The organism is Streptomyces hawaiiensis (assembly GCF_004803895.1).
Taxonomy (GTDB): Bacteria; Actinomycetota; Actinomycetes; order Streptomycetales; family Streptomycetaceae; genus Streptomyces; species Streptomyces hawaiiensis.
Genome location: NZ_CP021978.1, coordinates 6169140 through 6189137 on the forward strand (window position 1 = coordinate 6169140; position 19998 = coordinate 6189137).

Genomic DNA, 19998 nt, shown 5'->3' on the forward strand with positions numbered 1-19998 from the left:
GAGACTGACACCCATGGAATCGCCTGACATCCGCGTCGAGAAGGGCCACGCCGAGCCCGAGGAGGTCGCCGCCATCACGGCCATCCTCCTGGCCCGCGCCGCCGCCCGCCCCACCGACCCGACCCCGGCCCACCGCGGCCGCATCAAGGCGGGCTGGCGCCGCCTGGAACGCGAGCCGGGCTTCCGCGCCCCGCACAGCTGGCGCTGACCTCTTCACGCCCTCACGGCCCCGTCCTCCTTCGGGAGGGCGGGGCCGTGGTGCGGGTGTCAGCGGACGACGACCTGCACGCCGCGGAACCGCAGAGCGCCTGGATCCTCCGGCAGGACGCAGTTGTACAACCTGAGCTCCGCCAGCCTGGGCGGGACGAAGCCGGGTGAACGCAGCCAGGCGGCGACGTCGACGCCGTGCAGGGACAGGTGCAGCCCGGGCATGGCCGCCACCGAGTCCAGCCCTCTGGGCAGGCAGAACTCCTCGGTGAGCAGGGTTACACGGGAAAGACCGGCGTGGTTCGCCAGACTGGACACGTCGGAAGCGGCGGTGACTCCCCAGAGGTCGAGGTGATCCATATCCGGGGCCAGCCGTAGATCTCCCAAGTCCGGTGTGTTCCTCACGCCGAGGGACAGGAACTGCAGACGGCGCAGTTCGCCCAGGACTTCCAGACCTCTGACCGGTGCATGAGCCAGCAGTACGAGGAAGGTCAGGCCAGGATGGGCCCGCAGCACGGCGAGGTCCGCTTCGCCCCGTAGGTCGAAGACCGACAGAACCGCCAGTGGCGGCACGTCCGCCAGGGTGGCGAACTCCTCGAAGGGCAAGCTGATGGAGAGACCGGCGAAGGGCCCCACCTCGGTCAGCAGACGCCACTGACCGGAGTGCGTGACGCGGAGCCGGCGGCCTTCCAGGGGCAGCCGGGACAGCACGCGCCCGGCGTAGGCCTCGGCGTCGAAGTAGCCCCACGCGTCGACCAGTTCATCGATCACGGTGTCTCGCCGGTCCTCCACGTATCCCGCGAGCAGGTCCAGTGCCTCCTCACCGCCGATCAGCGCCACCGTCCGCACGGTCTGAACGGCGGCCTTCTCCGTCAACGCGCCCAGCGACTGCGGCAGTCTGCGCAGCAGGCTCGGCCCCACCGCCGCCAGGGCGGGCGGATCCGTCTCGCGGCGTGCAGGCAGCAAGTGCGCCACGGCCTCGTCCAGGCGCTGCGCCAGCCGCTCCGAGACCGAGGGCAACGTCTCCTGGCAGGACGCCGCCAGCAGCCGCAGCGTCCGCGCGTGCCGGGGCTCCCGTTCGGCCCGGTCGAGGATCCCGCCCAGCAGTTCCTCCCGCTGGCGGGCGTTCGCATGGCCCGCCGCCATGATGACCGTCTCCCGCCACAGGTCCAGATGCGCCCGCTCGACCAGGTTGCCCATCCGGTCCTCCTCGGCCGCCTCCGACGAGGCGAGGTACTCCTGGAAGGTCCGGTGCACGAAGTCCAGGCGGGCCTCGGCGGGGGAGCGGAGGATGCCGGAGCGGTGGCGCAACTGGTCCAGCACCCGCCCGCCCTCCATGCCGTCCAGGTGCCGCATCGCCCGCAGCTTCCTGCCGACGTGCACGGCGGCCTGCTCAACGGAGATCTCGCTGCGGTTGTTGTCCGACAACCGCCAGGCCAGATCCCGCAGGATGACGAGCTTGTCGTTGAGACTCAGTTTGCTGTCCACCGCGCTCGGCACGTTCCGGTCGGCATCCCGGTCGTGGACCAGGGTGTGCAGCGCGTTCCGGTACAACTCCATCCGGTCCCGGGGCAGTTGCCGGCCCCGGTTGAGGTGCAGGGCGCAGAGCATCGCGGCCAGCAGGGGAGTACCCGCGAGCGACTGGAGGTGCGGGCGGTCCTTCAGACTGGTCAGCAGGGACTGCTCGTACAGCGGGAGGTCGTCCACGGGACAGGGCAGGTCCTCGCCCAGTTCCCGAACCGCCTGGTGCCACTGCCGTACGAAGGCCGCCAGGTCCGGCGGGCGCATGCGGTCCAGGTGCAGCGCGGTGAAGTGCTCCCCGCGCAGCCAGTCCGCGCCGGCCGCCGCCGGGCGGGAGGTGACCACCACGCGGACCCCGTCGTACGCCATCAGGAGCTTGCGCAGCCAGTCCCGGACCGCCCGGCGCTCCCGGTCGAGCAGTTCGTCCACGCCGTCGATCAGCAGCAGGGCCCGTCCCGAGTCCAGCTGCCGCTCCACCCAGCCCTTGGGCATGATGCCGGTGATCGGCCCGGCGATCCCGTCGAGCATCGCGTCGGGAGCCGGTGGCGTACGGCCGCTGTACTCCCGCAGCTTGACCAGGACGGGCGTCAGACCGTTCCAGTCGGCCAGCTCCCCGGAAAAGGCGCCGCGGGCGGCCGTCACGGCCAGCCAGCGCAGCAGGGTCGTCTTGCCCGAACCCGCCTCGCCGCGCAGCAGCACCCGCGAGGCACCGCTGAGCCCGGTCTCGACCCGCATCCCGGAGCTCTCGCCCCCGGCCTCCTCCCAGTCGCTCATGTCGGGCCGCAGCCGGGACAGGGAACGGACGGTCCGGCGCCGGGACCCGTCGTCCCCGGTCGCCCGCAGGCTCGCGTACGCCACCGACAACCGCACCCGCGGCCCCGCCGCCCGGTCCGACGTACGCCGGAACAACTCCACCTCGTCCAGGTCCCGGCTGACCAGCTCCAGGTACCGGCGCCGGAACGCCGTGTCCCGGTCCGTGCCGTCCGGGGCGAGCAGGGAGCGGTCCGGCAGCCGCTCCAGGAGCCGGGCCACCTCGGCGCCGAGCGTGGCCGTCCGCGCCAGGAGCTCCGCCGCCGCCCGCTCCTCGAAGACGGGCAGACTCCGCACGATCCGTACGTAGTACTCGACGCACTCGGCGAAGAGCATCTCGTACAGCCGGGACTCCGCCTCGCTCAGCCCGACCGGGGCACGCACCGACCCGGTGATGCGGCGGATCAGCTCCGCCGGGTTGGCGTCCGCCGCGAACACGGCCTCGTCCGAGAGGTCAGCCCGCGCGAACGTGTCGCACACCGCGTCGACCACGGCCTGCCGTCCGGCCTCGTCCAGCCCCCGGAACTCGTGCTCCAGATACGGCTCCAGCCGGTCGAACACCGCGTCGGTGATCTGCCCGAACTGTCGCTCCACACTCCGCTGCAGCCGCAGCCCGGGCACCCGTAGCCGTACCAGCTCCGTCAGCGAGGAGTGCCGCTCCTGCTGTCGCCGCCTGCCGCCCAGCCAGATGTCGGCCGCCGTCCTTGCCACGATCGTGCCCAGCCGTAACGCCGCCGCCTCCGCGCTCACCGCGCCCCCTCCCAGGACGAAACACCGCGGCCCCCACACCTCCCACAGGAGGAACGAGGGCCGCAGGACAGACGGGGTGACTACCGCAGACGCGCCATCAGCGCGTGCTCCACCAGCGTGATCAGCGCCGACTTGGCGTCGGCCCGGTGGCGGGCGTCGGTCGTGATGATCGGGGTGTCAGGACCGATCTGGAGCGCTTCCCGGACCTCGTCGGGCGTGTACGGCTGCTGGCCGTCGAAGCCGTTCAGCGCGATGACGAACGGCAGGCCGCTGTTCTCGAAGTAGTCGACGGCGGGGAAGCAGTCGGCGAGCCTCCTCGTGTCGACCAGCACGATCGCGCCGATGGCGCCGCGCACCAGGTCGTCCCACATGAACCAGAAGCGGTCCTGGCCCGGCGTACCGAAGAGGTACAGGATCAGGTCCTGGTCCAGGGTGATACGGCCGAAGTCCATGGCCACCGTGGTGGTGGTCTTGTCCCCGGTGTGGGTGAGGTCGTCGATGCCGGCCGAAGCGGACGTCATGACGGCCTCTGTGCGCAGCGGATTGATCTCCGAGACGGCACCCACGAACGTGGTCTTGCCCACGCCGAAGCCGCCAGCCACCACGATCTTCGCGGACGTGGTGGAGCGGGAAGGCCCTCCGCTAGAGCTTGCGAAGTCCACTGAGCACCCTTTCGAGCAGTGTCACGTCTGGCTGGCCGCCGGCGCTCTCGTCGCCGCCGGGCTGATGGATGGCGACCAGTCCCGCCTCCGCCAAGTCGGCGACGAGGATCCTGGCCACGCCGAGAGGGATCGTGAGGAGCGCCGAGATCTCGGCGACCGACTTGATTTCCCGGCAGAGGTTGCAGATCCGCTGATGCTCGGGCAACTGGCCCTGCATCTGGTGCGGCTGCGCAGTGGTGTGCACCAGCGCCTCGATGGCGAGCTGGTAGCGCGGGCGGGTCCGGCCGCCGGTCATGGCGTACGGACGCACCAACGGATTGTGGTTGTTCGACGCCCCGCCGGGCGCCGGCTCCGGGGTGCGGCGCTGCGGCTGCACGGGCTGGATACGCGGCGCCGGCGGCTGGTCGTACGGCGACGGGCCGGGGCCCTGCGGCGCGTACGGCTGCCGGTGGCTGGGTGCGGAGGGGAAGTTGTAACGGTTCGGGTTCTGACCACCGTCGCCCTGGCCCTGGGCAGGACCGTACGACCAGTTGCCCGAAGACGAACCGCCTGGGGGTGTTGCCACTTTCTCCTCCTCCGACTGTGCCTGACACCCATCGCTGTGGAGCCGCGTCCCGAAACCTTACGGCCACGGGACGCCAAAACGCACCGTCCGTCTGTTAGTTGAGCAGGCTCCCCTGGAGCTCTGCACGAAGGTCCGGTGTCAGGACCGTACCGGCTCGGTCCACCAGCAGTGCCATCTCGTACCCGATGAGGCCGATGTCCGCCTCGGGATGTGCGAGAACCGCGAGCGACGAGCCGTCGGATACGGACATGATGAAGAGGAATCCCCGCTCCATCTCCACAACGGTCTGGTTGACGGCGCCGCCCTCGAAGATCCGGGAAGCGCCCGCCGTCAGCGACGTCAGACCGGAGGCGACGGCCGCGAGCTGGTCGGCGCGGTCGCGGGGGAAGCCTTCGGACATCGCCAGAAGGAGTCCGTCGGCGGAGACCACCACCGTGTGGGACACCCCCGGGGTGTTGTCCACGAAGTTGGTGATCAACCAGTTCAGGTTCTGTGCCGCCTGGCTCATCGGGCTCACACTAACGCTCCTGGTTGTAGGTGCTGTCAGGACCGAAGCCCTGGCCGTTCGTTTCACTGCCTGCGCTGCGCCCGCGCTGGACGCCTCGACGCAGGTTGCTCAGCCTGCCCCGGACGTCCTCCGGGGCGCGGGAGACCTGTGGGCCTCCCTGGGGGGTGCTCTCGGCGGCTCCCTCGATCAGGTTGGCCTTGGGCACCCGCCTCGGCAGGCCGGAGGAGGTGACCCCGCCCGCCTTGGGCTTCCGGAGCTGCGAGGCCTGCTGCCACCGCTCGTCGTTGGCCGAGCGCCAGCTGTTGTCGCCGTTGCTCTCCGGGGCGGAGGCCGGCGGCTCCGGGCTCGCGTGCCGTGCGCCACCCGCGCCGTTCGTACCGCTCGCGGTGGCTCCGCGGCGGGGGAGCCCGGCGTCCGTCAGCGTGTGCCCGTTGGAGGGGGCCGGTCCCGGACGGTCGAAGCCTACGCGGTCCTGCTCACTCGCGTCAGCGGCCTGCGCAGATTCCGTTTCCGGGGTCTGAGCAGGGTACTGGCTCGGGTAGCCGTTCTGGTAGCCGTCCTGCTGCGGCCAGTCATCCTGGTGGCGCCGCTGCTCGAACGCGGCGAAACCGCCCGGGCCGCCCGAGCCCGGCGCCGGGGACTCCTCCTGGGCCGGCTCCGCATAGGAGGGCTCCGGGTAGCCGCCGTTCGGCGAGAAGGTGTCGTTCTGCGGCAGACCGCCGTTCGGCGCGTAGTACTGCTCGTCGTACGCAGACCGCTGAGGCTCCTCGTACGACGCCTGCTGCTGCTCCTGGTACGACGCCTGCTGCTCCTGGTACGACGCCTGCTGCTCCTCGTACGGCGCCTGGTGGTCGTACGCGGACGGCTGCTGCTCCGGGTAGCCGGTCTGGCCGGTGTCGTAGGCCTGCCCGGTGTCGTAGCCCTGCCGGCCGTTGTACTCGTCGCGGTACCCGGTCGCCTGGTTGGGCTCCTGGCTGTTCTGCCCGGGCAGCGCGGGGTGCTCGTGCGACTGGGCCTCCAGGGCCGCCCGGCGCTCCTCGCGCATCAGGGAGCGGCCGACGGGGTCCAGTTCACGTATGTCGTCGGGGACGTCGGAGTAGCGGCTGTCGTCGAAGCCGAGCTCCGCGGCCGTGCGCATGGGCTGGCCGAAGTTCTCGCCGCCGCCGCCGAAGTTCTGCTCCGGGATGATCTGCGAGACGGTGAACTCGTCGCGGTCCACGTGCTGCTCGCCGCCACCACCGTGGGTGATCGCGTCCGGCAGCATGACCAGCGAGGTCGTGCCGGCCTGCTCGCCCGAGGGGCGCAGCTGGACGCGGATGCCGTGCCGGTCGGACAGCCGGCCGACCACGAACAGGCCCATGCGCTGCGAGATCGCGGCGTCCACGGTCGGCGGGTTGGCCAGCTTGTGGTTGATGTCCGCGAAGTCCTCGGCGGTGAGGCCGATGCCCTTGTCGTGGATCTCGATCATGACGCGGCCGTCGGGGAGCCGGGTGGCGGTCACGCGGACCTTGGTCTGCGGGGAGGAGAACGTCGTCGCGTTCTCCAGCAGCTCGGCGAGCAGGTGCACGAGGTCGGTCACGGCCCGGCCGTGGATCTCCGCCTCCGGCACGCCCGACAGCTCGACGCGCTCGTACTGCTCCACCTCGGAGGAGGCGGCGCGCAGCACGTCGACCAGCGGCACCGGCTGGTCCCAGCGGCGGCCGGGCTCCTCGCCGGCGAGGACGAGGAGGTTCTCGCCGTTGCGGCGCATACGGGTCGCGAGGTGGTCCAGCTTGAAGAGGTTCTCCAGCTGGTCCGGGTCGGCCTCGTTGTTCTCCAGGTCGGTGATCAGGGTCAGCTGGCCCTCGATCAGCGACTGGTTGCGGCGCGACAGGTTGGTGAAGATCGCGTTGATGTTGCCCCGCAGCAGGGCCTGCTCGGCGGCGAGCCGGACGGCCTCGCGGTGGACCTGGTCGAAGGCGCGGGCGACCTCGCCGATCTCGTCGGTGGTGGTGATCGGGATGGCCTGGACACGGGTGTCGACGCGGCCGGGGTCGGTGCGGGAGAGCTGGTCGACCAGCATCGGCAGACGCTGCTCGGCGATACCGAAGGCGGCGTTGCGCAGCTGGCGCATCGAGCGGCTCATCTGACGGGCGACCGCGCCGGCCAGGATGAAGGCGAGAAGCAGGGCGACCACGACGGCGGCACCGGTGATGTACGCGTCGCGCTGGGCGTCGTCGGCGATGTCGGACGCCTCGGTCACCGCCCTGTCGGCCAGTTCCGTCTCGATCTTGTTGTACGCGTCGAACTTCAGCGTGGTGACGGCCCACCAGTTCTGCGCGGTGATGCCCCCCTGGGCGAGGTCGGCGCGCTCGCTCGGGTCCGTGGACGGCATTGCCGCGATCCTGGCCACCATCGTGGTGGGGTTGGCGGGCGGCGGCACGTAGTCCGGGTCCTTGGCCTTGGCCTCCGCGGCCATCTTCGCGCCATCGGTCTTGATCTGCTTCTCGGCCGCCGTGAGCTTGGCGAAGTCCGCTTCGGTGCCGCCGCTCTCGTACTCCTGGATGGCGATGCGCTCCAGGTAGGCGTACGAGGACAGAGCAATGCGCTGGCTGGCCAGGTTGCCGCCGTCCGGACCGGGCTTGATCAGCATGTGCATGCCGATGGAGCGCTGGAGGGAGAGTGCGCCCTTGGTCAGGGAGATGGCGTAGACGGTACGGCCGTAGCTGGTGATGTTGCCGGTGCCCAGGCCGAGCTCGTTGGCGAACTCCAGCAGCCTGTGCTCGGTCTCGACGTAGCCCTCTTCGGTCTGCACGCCCTTGAGCTGGCTGGTGTAGGCGGCCGCACGCAGCTGCGTCAGCTTCGGCTCCACCTCACGGAAGCGCTTCAGGCGCCGCTCCAGGCCGGGCCGGTCGGGCATGTTCTTGACGGCCTCGTCGAAGGCGTCGGCCGCCTTGTCGGTGTTCGCGCGGGCTTTCACGACCGTCGGGTCCTTGGCGCCCTTGCCCTGGAGCAGGGGCGCGGCGGTCACGTCGCGTTCGACGAGCAGCTCGTTGCCGTAGGCCAGGGCGGCGCGGACCAGACGCGCGGTGTTCTCCGCGTCCTCGGCCTCCTGCCAGGTGTCAATCGAGCTCTTCACCTGGAAGCCGCCCATGACGAGGCCGACCAGCACGGGTATGAGCAGGATCGCGTTCAGCCTGGTCGCCACGCGCCAGTTGCGAGGGGAGAGACGGCCGCCGCTCTCGGCGGGCGCGGCCGTCGGTTCCGAACCGGGCACGGGGGCGGGCGCCGCTGTGCGCGGCGGCGGGGTGAAGTTGCCCCGGGCCGACGGCTCGGGACTGTTCTTGCTTCGCCTCACTCGACCAACAACCTCTCGGCGGTCGGCACCAACGTTGTGCCGCAGTGTTCAGAGCCCAACACGCCTCGATGGACGAGTACGTCATTGACTATTGGGCAGTTCAGGCATTCCAGCACGACGACCTGCGCTCTTCCAAACAGTCCAGGGCGGGGAATCGACGTGATGTAAGCCCCAGATAAAACGGTCATAAAGAGCGAGCCCCGCCAAAAGGCGGGGCGATTGTGCGCGCAGCGAGACCGGATGTGCGCGACGCGTGGCCGTACCACCCGATTCCTCTGCCGAAACGTTATGAACACCTTGGCCGACCGTGTCAAAGGACACAGTCGGCTCCGGTGTATCTACGACAACTGCCGTATGGCGCTTCTGAATTGCGTGCTACCTCAGCCGTGCCATCAGAGCGTGCTCGACCAGCGTGATCAGGGCGCTCTTCGCATCGGCCCGGTGCCGGGCGTCCGTCGTGATGATCGGGGTGTCCGGTCCGATCTGCAGCGCCTCGCGCACCTCTTCGGGCTGGTAGGGCTGCTGCCCGTCGAAGCCGTTCAGCGCCACGACGAATGGCAGACCCGAGTTCTCGAAGTAGTCGACGGCCGGGAAGCAGTCGGCCAGGCGCCGGGTGTCCACGAGCACCACCGCGCCGATGGCGCCGCGCACCAGGTCGTCCCACATGAACCAGAAGCGGTCCTGGCCCGGCGTACCGAAGAGGTACAGGATCAGGTCCTGGTCCAGGGTGATACGGCCGAAGTCCATGGCCACCGTGGTGGTGGTCTTGTCCCCGGTGTGCGTCAGGTCGTCGATGCCCGCGCTGGCCGAGGTCATCACGGCCTCGGTACGCAGCGGGTTGATCTCCGAGACGGCACCCACGAACGTGGTCTTGCCCACGCCGAAGCCGCCCGCCACCACTATCTTCGCGGAGGTGGTGGATCGACCCGGGTCAGAGCTTGCGAAGTCCACTGAGCACCCTTTCGAGCAGTGTCACGTCCGGAGCGCCGGTGGCGTCGTCGCCGCCCGGCTGGTGGATCGCGACGAGACCGGCCTCGGCGAGGTCCGCGACCAGGATCCGGGCCACACCCAGCGGCATGTTGAGCAGTGCCGAGACCTCGGCCACCGACTTCACCTCACGGCAGAGGTGGCAGATCCGCTGGTGCTCCGGGAGCAGCCCCATGAGGGCGGCGGGGTCCGCGGTCGTGCTGATCAGTGCCTCGATGGCCAGCTGATAGCGCGGCCGGGTCCGGCCGCCGGTCATGGCGTACGGCCGTACCAGCGGCTGGTCGCCCTCGTCCTCGTACGGCTCCGCGTACGGATCATGAGAGGCGGTGGGCGGGGTCATGGGTCCTCCGGGCGGGACAGCAAGTCGGTCAGCAAGCCGTCTGACGGGGCCTGTGTGGGGTGTGTGGCAGCCGGACGGTGATGTGGTGAGACGGGTGGTGCCGGGGCCGATCAGTGCAGCAGACTGCCTTGGAGCTCAGCTCGCAGGTCGGGGGTGAGGACCGCGCCCGCGCGGTCGACCAGGAGCGCCATCTCGTAGCCGACGAGGCCGATGTCGCAGTCGGGGTGGGCGAGTACGGCGAGGGACGAGCCGTCCGAGACGGACATGAGGAAGAGGAACCCTCGCTCCATCTCCACCACCGTCTGCGCCACCTCACCGCCCTCGAAGATCCGGGAGGCGCCTGCCGTCAGTGACGTCAGGCCCGACGCGACGGCCGCGAGCTGGTCCGCGCGGTCACGCGGGAAGCCCTCCGACAGCGCCAGGAGGAGACCGTCGGCGGACACGACGACGGTGTGGGACACCCCGGGGGTGTTGTCCACGAAGTTGGTGATCAACCAGTTGAGATTCTGTGCCGCCTGGCTCATCGGACTCAACTAACGCTCCTGCTGGTGAGTGGGCCGTGGGTGGCTGCCGGTCTGGGTGGACCCGGCCTGACGACCCTGTGCGATTCCCCGACGGAGATTGGTCAGCCGGCCGCGTACGTCATCAGGCGCACGCGAGACCTGCGGACCGCTCTGGTGGGTTTGCTGCTGAGCCGTGCCCGGGACGAGGTTCGCCCGGGGCACCCGGCGCGGCAGACCGGAGGTGGTGACACCACCCGCGGCGGGCTGGCGGACTCGCTCGGCCTGGCGGACGAGGTCGTCGTTCGGCGAGGAGCGCCAGCCGGCGGGGGCGGACCGCTGAGGACCGGTGGACCCCTGCGGTTGCTGCGGGGCGGCCGGAGCTGAGCCGTCGTTCTGCGGCTGCTGCTCCTGCTGGCCGTGGAACCAGTTGGTCTCCAGCGTGTCGTACAGCGGAGTACGACCGTCGCCCGGGCCGGACGCCGGCGGCAGGGCCTCGGGCTCCTGCCGGACGTGCCGGGCCTGCGGGGCGGGCGGACGCGGGGCGCCGAAGTCGGCCGGACCCCGGCCACCGTTGGCCTGCGGCCGCTCGTACTGACCCGTGCCCGCGGGGTCGGCCGGCGTGGCCGGACCCGGGAGGGTGGGCCGCCCGGAGCCGTTGTCCTGGCGGGGTGCCGGGTACTGGCCGGTCGAGCCGTTGTCCTGCCGCGGGGCGGGGTACTGGCTGGTCGAGCCGTTGTCCTGGCGGGGTGCCGGGTACTGGCCGGTGGAGCCGTTGTCCTGGCGGGGTGCCGGGTACTGGCCGGTGGAGCCGTTGTCGTAGGACTGCGGCGCCGGGTACTGGCCCGACGTGGACGACGGGTCGCGGTGGCCGCCCGGGGTGCCGAAGACGTCCGGGCGGACGAACTGGCCCTGGCCCTGCGGCGCGTTCGCGTCGGGGCCGAACGGGTCCGCGTGCTGAGCGGCGCCGAAGTCGGCCGGCGAGCCGAGGCCCTGCCGGTCGTCGTCGCGCGGCACGGCCGGCATCTCCGCCGTCGCGCCGGGACCCTGACGGTCGTCGACGCGCGGCAGGGAAGACGTACGGGAGACGTCCTGCTCCTCGTGGCCGCGCGGGGCGTCCAGCGAGGCACGCGGCACCGGAGGCCGGGCGTTCTCGTCGCTCCAGCTCGGAACGCGCGGCTGCGCGTCGCCGCCGGGCAGCTCGGCCCGCGGCCCGCCGCGCGGCGGCAGCTGCGGCCTGCGGCCCTTGCCCTGTTCGCCGTTGCCGCTCTGCTTCTTCCGGCTGCGGCCACCGCCGAAGGCGCCCTGGCCCTGCGGCCCGTTGGTGCCCGCGGCCTGCAGACCCTGCGGGGCTCCCGGCGCCTGCTGGCCGAACCCGGCACCGGCACCGGCCGGAGCCGGACGGCCCTGCGAGGGACCACCCTGCTCGGACGCCGACGGGCCGGGACCCTGCGGTCCGCGCGCACCGCCCGGCGCTCCGGGACGGCCACCGTCCGCGTCCCGCCCGGGCAGTGCGGCCCGCGGGCTCTGACCGGGACCGAGCCGGCCACCGCCGGACGCACCGCCGCCGAAGGCACCGCCGGACGCACCGGCCCCGAGGACACCGCCACCCTGGCCGGTACCGGCGGCGCGCCGGGCTGCGGCCGCACCGGCGGCGGCCTGCGCGGCGGCGGGACCGCCGCCACCGACCGGCGGCTGACCGGGCTGCTTGGGCTGGGGCTTCCTGCCGCCCTGGGCGACATCGACGGGCAGCATGACCAGCGCGGTCGTGCCACCGGAGTCGGACGGGCGCAGCTGGATGCGGATGCCGTGCCGCTGGGAGAGCCGGCCGACCACGAACAGACCCATGCGGCGGGAGACGGAGACGTCCACCGTCGGGGGAGAGGCGAGCCGCTCGTTGATCGCCGCCAGGTCCTCCGGCGACAGACCGATACCGGTGTCGTGGATCTCGATCAGCACCCGGCCGTCGGGCAGCGCGTGACCGGTGACCTTGACCTTGGTCTGCGGCGAGGAGAACGAGGTGGCGTTCTCGAGCAGCTCGGCGAGCAGGTGCACGAGGTCGTTGACCACGCGGCCGGCGACCTCGGTGGTCGGCACCGAGGCCAGCTCGATGCGCTCGTACTGCTCCACCTCGGAGGCGGCGGCGCGGAGCACGTCGACCAGCGGGACCGGGCGGGTCCAGCGCCGGCCGGGCTCCTCACCCGCGAGGACGAGGAGGTTCTCGCCGTTACGGCGCATGCGGGTCGCGAGGTGGTCGAGCTTGAACAGCGAGGACAGCTGGTCAGGGTCGGCCTCGCGGGACTCCAGTTCGGAGATCAGCGACAGCTGGCGCTGGATCAGACCCTGGGAGCGGCGCGAGAGGTTGGTGAACATCGCGTTGACGTTGCCCCGCAGCAGGGCCTGCTCGGCGGCGAGGCGGACCGCCTCGCGGTGCACGTCGTCGAAGGCCGCGGCCACCCGGCCGATCTCGTCCCGGGAGTGCACACCGACCGACTCCACGGACGTGTCGACGTCCTGCGGGTCGGACTCGGACAGCTGCTTGACCAGCTCGGGCAGGCGGTCGGAGGCGACCCTGGTCGCGGTGTCCTCCAGGCGGCGCAGCGAGCGGATCATGGACCGCGCCACGACGAAGGCGCCGACCAGCGACACACCGAGCACGATCAGGATCAGGGCACCGGAGATGATCGCGTCGCGCTCGGTGGCGCTGCGCAGCTCGCGGGCCTTCTGCTCCATCTCCTCGAGCAGCGTGTGCTCGATGTTCTTCATCTGTTGGATCTTGGTGGAGCTGTCGTCCAGCCAGTCGCGGTAGGACCGCTTGTCCTGCTGGGCGAGACCGCTCGCGGAGACCAGGACACGGCCCGCGTAGAGGTCGGTGGCCTTGATCGTGGAGTTGCCGCCGTCCTCGATCGGCTTGAGCAGCTCGGCGGCGGAGTCCTCGCCGTAGATGCTCTTGAAGCTGCGGATCTCGGAATTCTGGCTCTCCAGGGCCGACTCGGCGTAGAGCCGGTCGTTCGGCGAGAGCTTGCCGGTCGTGGTGTTGCTCGCGGGCAGCGCGGCCGCCAGGGCCGCGCGCTGGATCGAGGAGTACTCCTTGGCGGAGGAGAACGCCGCCAGCGCACGCGTGCGCTGGATCATGTCCGGGTTGCTGGTCGCCTCGGCCATGTCCTGGGAGAGGTCGATCAGGTTCTCGATCAGACGGTGGTACGCCTCGATCGTCTGTGTGGAGTTGTCCTCGGAGGCGTAGGCGCCCTTGCGGATCTGCTCCAGGTCGCCCAGCTCACCGGCGAGCTGGACGAGGTACTCGCGGACGCCCTTGAGGTTGCCGTCCTTGCTGGCGCCGTCGATCTCCTCGGAACTGTCGAGGAAGTTCTTCCTGGCCCGGTCGGTCTTCTCGCGAAGCCCCTTGACCGTGAAGTCGGTCGCCTTGCCGCCGTGCGCGAGCGGGCCGGCCGACTGGTCGCGCTCCTCCTGGAGCGCCGCCGACAGCTCGGTGGCCTGCTTGGTCATGTCCGTCAGCAGCTTCATGTTGTCGAGCTGCTGGATGTCGTCCATGGACTGGTTGATACGCAGTGCGCCCAGCGAGGTGGCCGCGACCACCGGGAGGGCGAGCAGCGACACCAGTCGCGTGGAGATGCGCCAGTTGCGCAGGGCTATTCGCGGCCCGGGGCCGGTCGGGCCCGTCGGCGGCTTCAGCGCCGGGGAAGGGCCCGCGGACCCCGAGGGGGTCGACGTGCCGGGGCGCCCGGAGCGCTCGCCGCCGTCACCGGCCGGGCCCTGGTTCTGGGCGTGCTGGGGCGAGGGGCCGCCATTCATGGGGCCAGTCCCGCCGTGCGGCTCCGGCTCCGCCGAAGCGTTGCCATCCCTCTTGAAACGTCCCTGCACTAGCGTCGCAACCTCTGGACCAGGCACCCCGTCGCCTGAACGGCGGGGCACGGTGTCGGCGTTCTGGGGACGCCCTGAAATACGCCCCCGTGGTGGTCTTGAGTGACCGGCGCTGGCTCCCCCTTCTCGCCGCCACTCGGCGCGACTGTGCGCCCCCTGTGCGCCGGCTCGATCCTGCGGCGGTCCGTGAGATTCCAGCACAGCACAGGATCTCCAACAAGGCCCGTAGGCCGAGCCGTGATGTAGGTGACACCACGTGAGTGCCGGATCACCGGCCGTAGAAAGCGAGTTCGTCTATTTCGGACGTAAGTCCGCGAGTCGCCTACCCGTGCCGGGTGTCCCAGTCGCCATGATCAGGAGCGGAATGATGGCTTCAGTGAGCCAATGTCCGTTTCGTTAGGGTGGGGTGCGAGTCCGGATTGACCGATTCGCCCTCTGATTCGTGAGAAAACTCACATGCTGATCATGGTATCCGTGCGACCGGGCCGGGGAATCGCATGTTTAGCCTGACGCTTTACAGCGATGGCACAACCGACAACCCGCGCCCGTCCGGGGTTCACACCCCTGTCCGGCGCCCGTCACAGGACAGGGTCAAGTAAACAGTGAAGACGACGACGATGTTCCACAAGATCGCCAACCCGCGACGCACGACGCTGGCGCACCTGAACGACGCCGACGAACTGCAGACGCCGGAGCAGCCGGAGCACCCCGTCGAACTGCCGGCCCAGACCGCAAACCCCAAGCGCACCGTCCTCATGGAGATCCCCGTCGCGGCCGCCGCGACCGCTGAGTGACACCAGGTAGTACGCGTACCGGCCGCCGGTTGCTCAGGGCGGCAGGACACGGATTCTCGAGGGGCGCCCCCCGCGACGGGGCGCCCCTTCGTAATGCGCGGGGCGGGGAGGTCTCCCCGCGTTAGCCTGGAGCGTCAGACTCCAGCCGCTTCAGTCAAGGGGCCAAGCATCCCGTGCGCATCGCCAGGTTCTCCATCGACGGGAACGTCGCCTTCGGCGCCATCGAGGGCGACAAGCAGGACGAACTCGTCCTGGACATCATCAAGGGCATCCCGTTCGCGGACTTCGAGCTCTCCGGCACGAAGGTGCCGGTCGGCAAGGTCAGGCTGCTGCCGCCGGTGCTCCCCAACAAGGTCGTGGCCTTCGGCCGCAACTACGCCGAGCACGCGCGCGAGCTGGGCCACGAGGTACCCGACGCCCCCTTCGCCTTCTTCAAGCCGTCCACCTCGGTGATCGGTACCGGCGACGAGATCCAGTACCCCTCCTTCTCCCAGGAGGTGCACCACGAGGCCGAGCTGGCCGTGGTCATCGGCCGGATGTGCCGCGAGGTCCCGCGCGAGCGCGTCAAGGACGTGATCTTCGGCTACACCTGCGCCAACGACATCACCGCCCGCGACGTGCAGAAGCGCGAGAAGCAGTGGGCCCGGGCCAAGGGCTTCGACAGCTCCTGCCCCCTCGGCCCCTGGGTGGAGACGGACCTGGACGCGAGCGACCTCACCATCCAGCTCACGGTCAACGGCCAGCAGCGCCAGCTGGGCCGCACCAGCGAGATGATCCACTCCGTCGAGGACCTGATCGTCAACATCTCCGAGGCCATGACGCTGCTCCCCGGCGACGTGATCCTCACCGGCACCCCGGCTGGGGTCGGCCCCCTGAACGTCGGCGACGAGGTCGCCGTCACCATCGAAGGCATCGGCACTCTCACCAACAAGGTTGTCAAGCGTGGCTAGCGCACCCGGCTCCCCCGTACGCGTCCGTTTCTGCCCCTCGCCCACCGGTAACCCCCACGTGGGCCTGGTCCGCACCGCCCTGTTCAACTGGGCGTTCGCCAAGCACCACCAGGGCACCCTGGTGTTCCGCATCGAGGACACCGACGCGGCCCGCGACTCCGAGGAGTCGTACACCCAGCTGCTCGACTCGATGCGCTGGCTGGGCTTCGACTGGGACGAGGGCCCCGAGGTCGGCGGCCCGCACGCGCCGTACCGCCAGTCGCAGCGCATGGACCTCTACAAGGAGGTCGCGCAGAAGCTGCTCGACGCCGGCCACGCCTACCGCTGCTACTGCTCCCAGGACGAGCTGGACACCCGCCGCGAGGCCGCCCGCGCCGCCGGCAAGCCCTCCGGCTACGACGGCCACTGCCGTGCGCTGACCGACGCCCAGGTCGAGGAGTACCAGGCCCAGGGCCGCGAGCCGATCGTCCGCTTCCGGATGCCCGACGAGACGATCACCTTCACCGACCTGGTCCGCGGCGAACTGACCTTCACCCCGGAGAACGTCCCGGACTACGGCATCGTCCGCGCCAACGGCGCCCCGCTGTACACGCTGGTCAACCCGGTCGACGACGCCCTGATGGAGATCACCCACGTCCTGCGCGGAGAGGACCTGCTCTCCTCCACCCCGCGCCAGATCGCCCTGTACAAGGCGCTGACCGAGCTGGGCCTCGCCAAGGAGATCCCGTCCTTCGGCCACCTGCCGTACGTGATGGGCGAGGGCAACAAGAAGCTCTCCAAGCGCGACCCGCAGTCCTCCCTGAACCTCTACCGGGAGCGCGGCTTCCTCCCCGAGGGCCTGCTCAACTACCTCTCCCTGCTCGGCTGGTCCCTCTCGGCCGACCAGGACGTCTTCGGAATCGACGAGATGATCGCGGCGTTCGAGATCTCCGACGTGAACCCCAACCCGGCCCGCTTCGACCTGAAGAAGTGCGAGGCCATCAACGGCGACCACATCCGCCTGCTGGATGTGAAGGACTTCACCGAGCGCTGCCGCCCCTGGCTCCAGGCGCCGTTCGCCCCCTGGGCCCCGGAGGCCTTCGACGAGGCGAAGTGGCAGGCCGTCGCGCCGCACGCGCAGACCCGCCTCAAGGTCCTCTCCGAGATCACCGACAACGTCGACTTCCTGTTCCTGCCGGAGCCGGTGGAGGACGAGGCCAGCTGGATCAAGGCCATGAAGGAGGGCTCGGACGCCCTGCTGCGCACGGCCCGCGAGAAGCTGGAGGCGGCCGACTGGACCTCCGCCGAGTCGCTCAAGGAAGCCGTCCTGGCCGCCGGCGAGGCCCACGGCCTCAAGCTCGGCAAGGCCCAGGCCCCCGTCCGCGTCGCGGTCACCGGCCGCACGGTCGGGCTGCCGCTCTTCGAGTCCCTGGAGATCCTGGGCAAGGAGACCACCCTGGCCCGCATCGACGCGGCACTGGCGAAGCTGGCCGCGTAACGCGAAGCACCACACACGGCGAGGGCGGCGTCCGGTTCGGGCGCCGCCCTCGCCATGTCCGCCCAGCCGCCACCCGGAGTTCACCCTTCCGGCCAATCACCCCCACCGGCAGCGGCGGCCCCACCACCGCCAGGGTGACCCGGGCCCCCGCCGCGACCGGCGTGCGGGGACTGGCCGTGGCGGGCGGCGAGTTGTTCCTCCACGGCGCGACGCCGGGTGCCCCGGTCCGCTCCGGCGGCTTCCAGCTGGACGCCGCCGGAGCGGACCGACGGACCCCAGACCCGCCGCAGCCCTGCCCTGAGCCCGTCCACCCGCCTTACCGGCGACGCCGCCTGCGACGCCTCCGGCACGCTCGTCCGCGCGCTGACCGGTGCCTCCACCGGGGCCGCCGTACGCCCCCGCCTGGAAGCTCACCGCCCACCCCCGCGACGGCCAGGGCCTTGACCTGAAGCTCTCCGGCACTCTGAACCCGGGCTGAGCGCGGGACGCGGTGGGTACGGTCGGAGTATGAGCATCCAAGCCGTGGTCTGGGACGTCGACGACACCCTCTTCGACTACACCACCGCCGACCGCCTCGGCATGCACGCCCACCTCACGGCCGAGGGCCTGCTCGACCGCTACGACAGCGTCGAGCAGGCCATCGACCACTGGCGGGAGATCACCCACCTGCAGTGGGCCCGCTTCTCCGCCGGCGAGGCCACCTTCGAGGGCCAGCGGCGCGACCGCGTACGGGTGTTCCTGGACCGGCGCCTCACCGACGCCGAGGCCGACGCGTGGTTCCAGCGGTACCTCACCCACTACGAGGAGGTCTGGGCCCTCTTCCCGGACGTCCTGCCCGTCCTCGACGCGCTCTCCGCCAGCCACCGGCACGCCGTGCTCTCCAACTCCAGCCTCCACATCCAGGACCGCAAGCTGCGCGCCCTCGGCGTCCACGACCGTTTCGAGACCATCCTGTGCGCGGCCGAGCTCGGCGTCTCCAAGCCCGAGGCCGGAGCGTTCCTCGCGGCCTGCGAATTCCTCGGGCTGGCGCCGCACCAGGTCGCCTACGTCGGTGACCACCCGGAGATCGACGGACGGGGTGCCGCCGACGCCGGACTGCTGTCGGTGTGGATCGACCGCAGTGGTCTGTACGCCACGATCGACCCGCCCGTCGGGCCGCACCGCATCGCCTCCCTCGCCGAACTGCCGTCCCTGCTCGGCTCGGATACTCGTTTTGGAGCCCCGTCCACCTTCGGGTAATGTTCTTCCTGCGCCGCGGGAGCGGGCCGGAAGGCCGGAACCCCAGGCGCACAGCTAGAACACGAACCCTTCGGGGGCTTGCGTTCCAGTGGCCTATGGTGTAATTGGCAGCACGACTGATTCTGGTTCAGTTAGTCTTGGTTCGAGTCCAGGTAGGCCAGCTCGCAGAGCTCATCTGCATCGCCCCCGTTGTGTAGCGGCCTAGCACGCTGCCCTCTCAAGGCAGTAGCGCCGGTTCGAATCCGGTCGGGGGTACTGGTTCCGTGCGATCGACGATCTTCGCGGGACTGCTAGGGCCCCCGTTGTGTAGCGGCCTAGCACGCCGCCCTCTCAAGGCGGTAGCGCCGGTTCGAATCCGGTCGGGGGTACTGACTGGTCTAAACCACATTGGTCTATGGTGTAATTGGCAGCACGGCTGATTCTGGTTCAGTTAGTCTTGGTTCGAGTCCAGGTAGACCAGCTCGGACCTGCGGAAACGCAGTGTCCAGGCCCCCGTTGTGTAGCGGCCTAGCACGCCGCCCTCTCAAGGCGGTAGCGCCGGTTCGAATCCGGTCGGGGGTACATCAGCAAAAGGCCCTCCACTTCGGTGGAGGGCCTTTTCATGTCCAACCCATAGGCGTGGGGAACCGCGCGAGCAACCACCGCCGCCCCGCACTCGACGACGAAACCGCCTCTGCCATGGCGCTGAGTCGGAGAAGGCCTGCCGCGGCGTTGAGGCCGACCTCCTCCAAACACGCCGCCGGTTCAGCCGGTGCGCCGAAGCGCCTCGGAGAGGCGCCCCGCGGCATCGATCACGGCCTGCGCGTGCATACGCCCAGGGTGCCGCGACAGCCGCTCGATCGGCCCGGAGACGGACACCGCCGCCACCACCCGGTTCGACGGCCCCCGCACGGGCGCGGACACGGACGCGACGCCCGGCTCCCGCTCACCGATCGACTGCGCCCAGCCCCGCCGCCGCACACCCGACAGGGCCGTCGCCGTGAAGCGCGCCCCCTGCAACCCGCGGTGCAGCCGCTCCGGCTCCTCCCAGGCCATCAGGATCTGCGCCGAGGAGCCGGCCTTCATCGTGAGCGTCGAACCGACCGGGACCGTGTCCCGCAGGCCGGACAGACGCTCCGCCGCGGCGACGCAGATACGCATGTCGCCCTGGCGGCGATAGAGCTGGGCGCTCTCGCCCGTGATGTCACGAAGATGCGTGAGCACCGGGCCGGCGGTGGCGAGGAGACGGTCCTCACCCGCGGCCGCGGCAAGCTCTGCCAGGCGAGGGCCGAGAATGAAACGGCCCTGCATGTCGCGCGCCACCAAGCGGTGGTGTTCCAGGGCCACGGCCAGGCGGTGGGCCGTGGGTCGTGCCAGTCCGGTGGCACCGACCAGACCCGCGAGGGTGGCCGGACCGGACTCCAGAGCGCTCAGGACGAGGGCCGCCTTGTCCAGAACGCCGACGCCGCTACTGTTGTCCATGAAACGAT

Annotated in this window: 15 protein-coding genes and 5 tRNA genes; 10 read left to right on the forward strand and 10 right to left on the reverse strand. The window is 70.6% G+C overall.

The features are described from left to right. Positions 1-13: 13 nt before the first annotated feature. The gene (locus CEB94_RS28595; protein ID WP_030851540.1) at positions 14-208 is read left to right on the forward strand and encodes an acyl-CoA carboxylase subunit epsilon; all 195 of its coding nucleotides are present in this window, start codon (positions 14-16) and stop codon (positions 206-208) included. A gap of 59 nt (positions 209-267) precedes the next feature. Here the strand turns inward: CEB94_RS28595 and CEB94_RS28600 are convergent, their stop codons facing one another. From CEB94_RS28600 to CEB94_RS28640, 9 genes are all read right to left on the reverse strand, one after another. Next, positions 268-3288 carry an NACHT domain-containing protein gene (locus CEB94_RS28600; protein WP_175434919.1) on the reverse strand — a complete coding sequence of 1007 codons (3021 nt, stop codon included), beginning with the start codon at positions 3286-3288 and terminating at the stop codon, positions 268-270. 80 nt (positions 3289-3368) lie between these two features. After that, a complete protein-coding gene (locus tag CEB94_RS28605; protein ID WP_014675207.1) occupies positions 3369-3950 on the reverse strand; it encodes a GTP-binding protein in 582 nt (193 codons plus the stop codon). Beyond that, positions 3931-4515 carry a DUF742 domain-containing protein gene (locus tag CEB94_RS28610; protein WP_175434920.1) on the reverse strand — a complete coding sequence of 195 codons (585 nt, stop codon included), beginning with the start codon at positions 4513-4515 and terminating at the stop codon, positions 3931-3933. Before CEB94_RS28610 ends, CEB94_RS28605 begins: the two co-directional genes overlap by 20 nt. Before the next feature lie 94 nt (positions 4516-4609). Then, positions 4610-5023: a roadblock/LC7 domain-containing protein gene (locus tag CEB94_RS28615; RefSeq protein ID WP_003993185.1), complete on the reverse strand. Its 414-nt coding sequence runs from the start codon at positions 5021-5023 to the stop codon at positions 4610-4612. A 10-nt stretch (positions 5024-5033) separates the two neighbouring features. Further along, positions 5034-8360, reverse strand: coding sequence for a sensor histidine kinase (locus CEB94_RS28620; protein ID WP_175434921.1), 3327 nt, complete (start codon positions 8358-8360; stop codon positions 5034-5036). 375 nt (positions 8361-8735) lie between these two features. Next, positions 8736-9311 carry a GTP-binding protein gene (locus CEB94_RS28625; protein WP_062929254.1) on the reverse strand — a complete coding sequence of 192 codons (576 nt, stop codon included), beginning with the start codon at positions 9309-9311 and terminating at the stop codon, positions 8736-8738. Beyond that, positions 9292-9687 carry a DUF742 domain-containing protein gene (locus tag CEB94_RS28630; protein ID WP_030851927.1) on the reverse strand — a complete coding sequence of 132 codons (396 nt, stop codon included), beginning with the start codon at positions 9685-9687 and terminating at the stop codon, positions 9292-9294. Before CEB94_RS28630 ends, CEB94_RS28625 begins: the two co-directional genes overlap by 20 nt. Positions 9688-9797: 110 nt before the next feature. Beyond that, positions 9798-10211, reverse strand: a complete 414-nt coding sequence (locus CEB94_RS28635) for a roadblock/LC7 domain-containing protein (protein ID WP_175437203.1) — start codon at positions 10209-10211, stop codon at positions 9798-9800. A 9-nt stretch (positions 10212-10220) separates the two neighbouring features. Beyond that, entirely contained in the window at positions 10221-14069 is a 3849-nt protein-coding gene (locus CEB94_RS28640; protein WP_175434922.1) for a sensor histidine kinase, read from the reverse strand. Positions 14070-14671: 602 nt separating this feature from the next. On the opposite strand from CEB94_RS28640, the gene CEB94_RS28645 reads away from it, so the two are divergent. From CEB94_RS28645 to CEB94_RS28685, 9 genes are all read left to right on the forward strand, one after another. Next, positions 14672-14863: a hypothetical protein gene (locus CEB94_RS28645; protein ID WP_175430198.1), complete on the forward strand. Its 192-nt coding sequence runs from the start codon at positions 14672-14674 to the stop codon at positions 14861-14863. 173 nt (positions 14864-15036) lie between these two features. Further along, positions 15037-15813 (forward strand): fumarylacetoacetate hydrolase family protein, encoded by a 777-nt coding sequence (locus tag CEB94_RS28650; protein ID WP_175434923.1) that lies wholly within the window; start codon positions 15037-15039, stop codon positions 15811-15813. Then, on the forward strand, positions 15806-17290 hold the full coding sequence (gene gltX / locus CEB94_RS28655; RefSeq protein ID WP_175434924.1) for a glutamate--tRNA ligase: 1485 nt from the start codon (positions 15806-15808) through the stop codon (positions 17288-17290). The genes CEB94_RS28650 and gltX overlap by 8 nt, the downstream gene beginning before the upstream one ends. A 507-nt stretch (positions 17291-17797) precedes the next feature. Next, the gene (locus CEB94_RS28660) at positions 17798-18529 is read left to right on the forward strand and encodes an HAD family hydrolase (RefSeq protein WP_175434925.1); all 732 of its coding nucleotides are present in this window, start codon (positions 17798-17800) and stop codon (positions 18527-18529) included. Positions 18530-18618: 89 nt separating this feature from the next. Next, positions 18619-18690, forward strand: a tRNA-Gln gene (locus CEB94_RS28665). A 21-nt stretch (positions 18691-18711) separates the two neighbouring features. Then, positions 18712-18784, forward strand: a tRNA-Glu gene (locus CEB94_RS28670). Between the two features lie 40 nt (positions 18785-18824). After that, positions 18825-18897: transfer RNA gene (locus CEB94_RS28675), tRNA-Glu, on the forward strand. 20 nt (positions 18898-18917) lie between these two features. Then, positions 18918-18989 (forward strand) — tRNA-Gln (locus tag CEB94_RS28680). A gap of 28 nt (positions 18990-19017) precedes the next feature. Continuing rightward, a tRNA-Glu gene (locus tag CEB94_RS28685) sits at positions 19018-19090 on the forward strand. A gap of 183 nt (positions 19091-19273) precedes the next feature. Here CEB94_RS28685 and ndgR read toward each other — a convergent pair. Beyond that, complete coding sequence (gene ndgR / locus CEB94_RS28690; RefSeq protein WP_175434926.1) at positions 19274-19990, reverse strand: IclR family transcriptional regulator NdgR; 717 nt, start codon at positions 19988-19990, stop codon at positions 19274-19276. Between the last annotated feature and the right edge of the window lie 8 nt (positions 19991-19998).

What these genes read in the sequence shown, in the direction of transcription:
- CEB94_RS28615 (WP_003993185.1), bottom strand. Translation starts at nt 5,023, where the DNA reads ATGAGCCAGGCGGCACAGAACCTGAACTGGTTGATCACCAACTTCGTG.
- ndgR (WP_175434926.1), bottom strand. Translation starts at nt 19,990, where the DNA reads ATGGACAACAGTAGCGGCGTCGGCGTTCTGGACAAGGCGGCCCTCGTC.
- CEB94_RS28595 (WP_030851540.1), top strand. Translation starts at nt 14, where the DNA reads ATGGAATCGCCTGACATCCGCGTCGAGAAGGGCCACGCCGAGCCCGAG.
- CEB94_RS28635 (WP_175437203.1), bottom strand. Translation starts at nt 10,211, where the DNA reads ATGAGCCAGGCGGCACAGAATCTCAACTGGTTGATCACCAACTTCGTG.
- CEB94_RS28660 (WP_175434925.1), top strand. Translation starts at nt 17,798, where the DNA reads ATGAGCATCCAAGCCGTGGTCTGGGACGTCGACGACACCCTCTTCGAC.
- CEB94_RS28630 (WP_030851927.1), bottom strand. Translation starts at nt 9,687, where the DNA reads ATGACCCCGCCCACCGCCTCTCATGATCCGTACGCGGAGCCGTACGAG.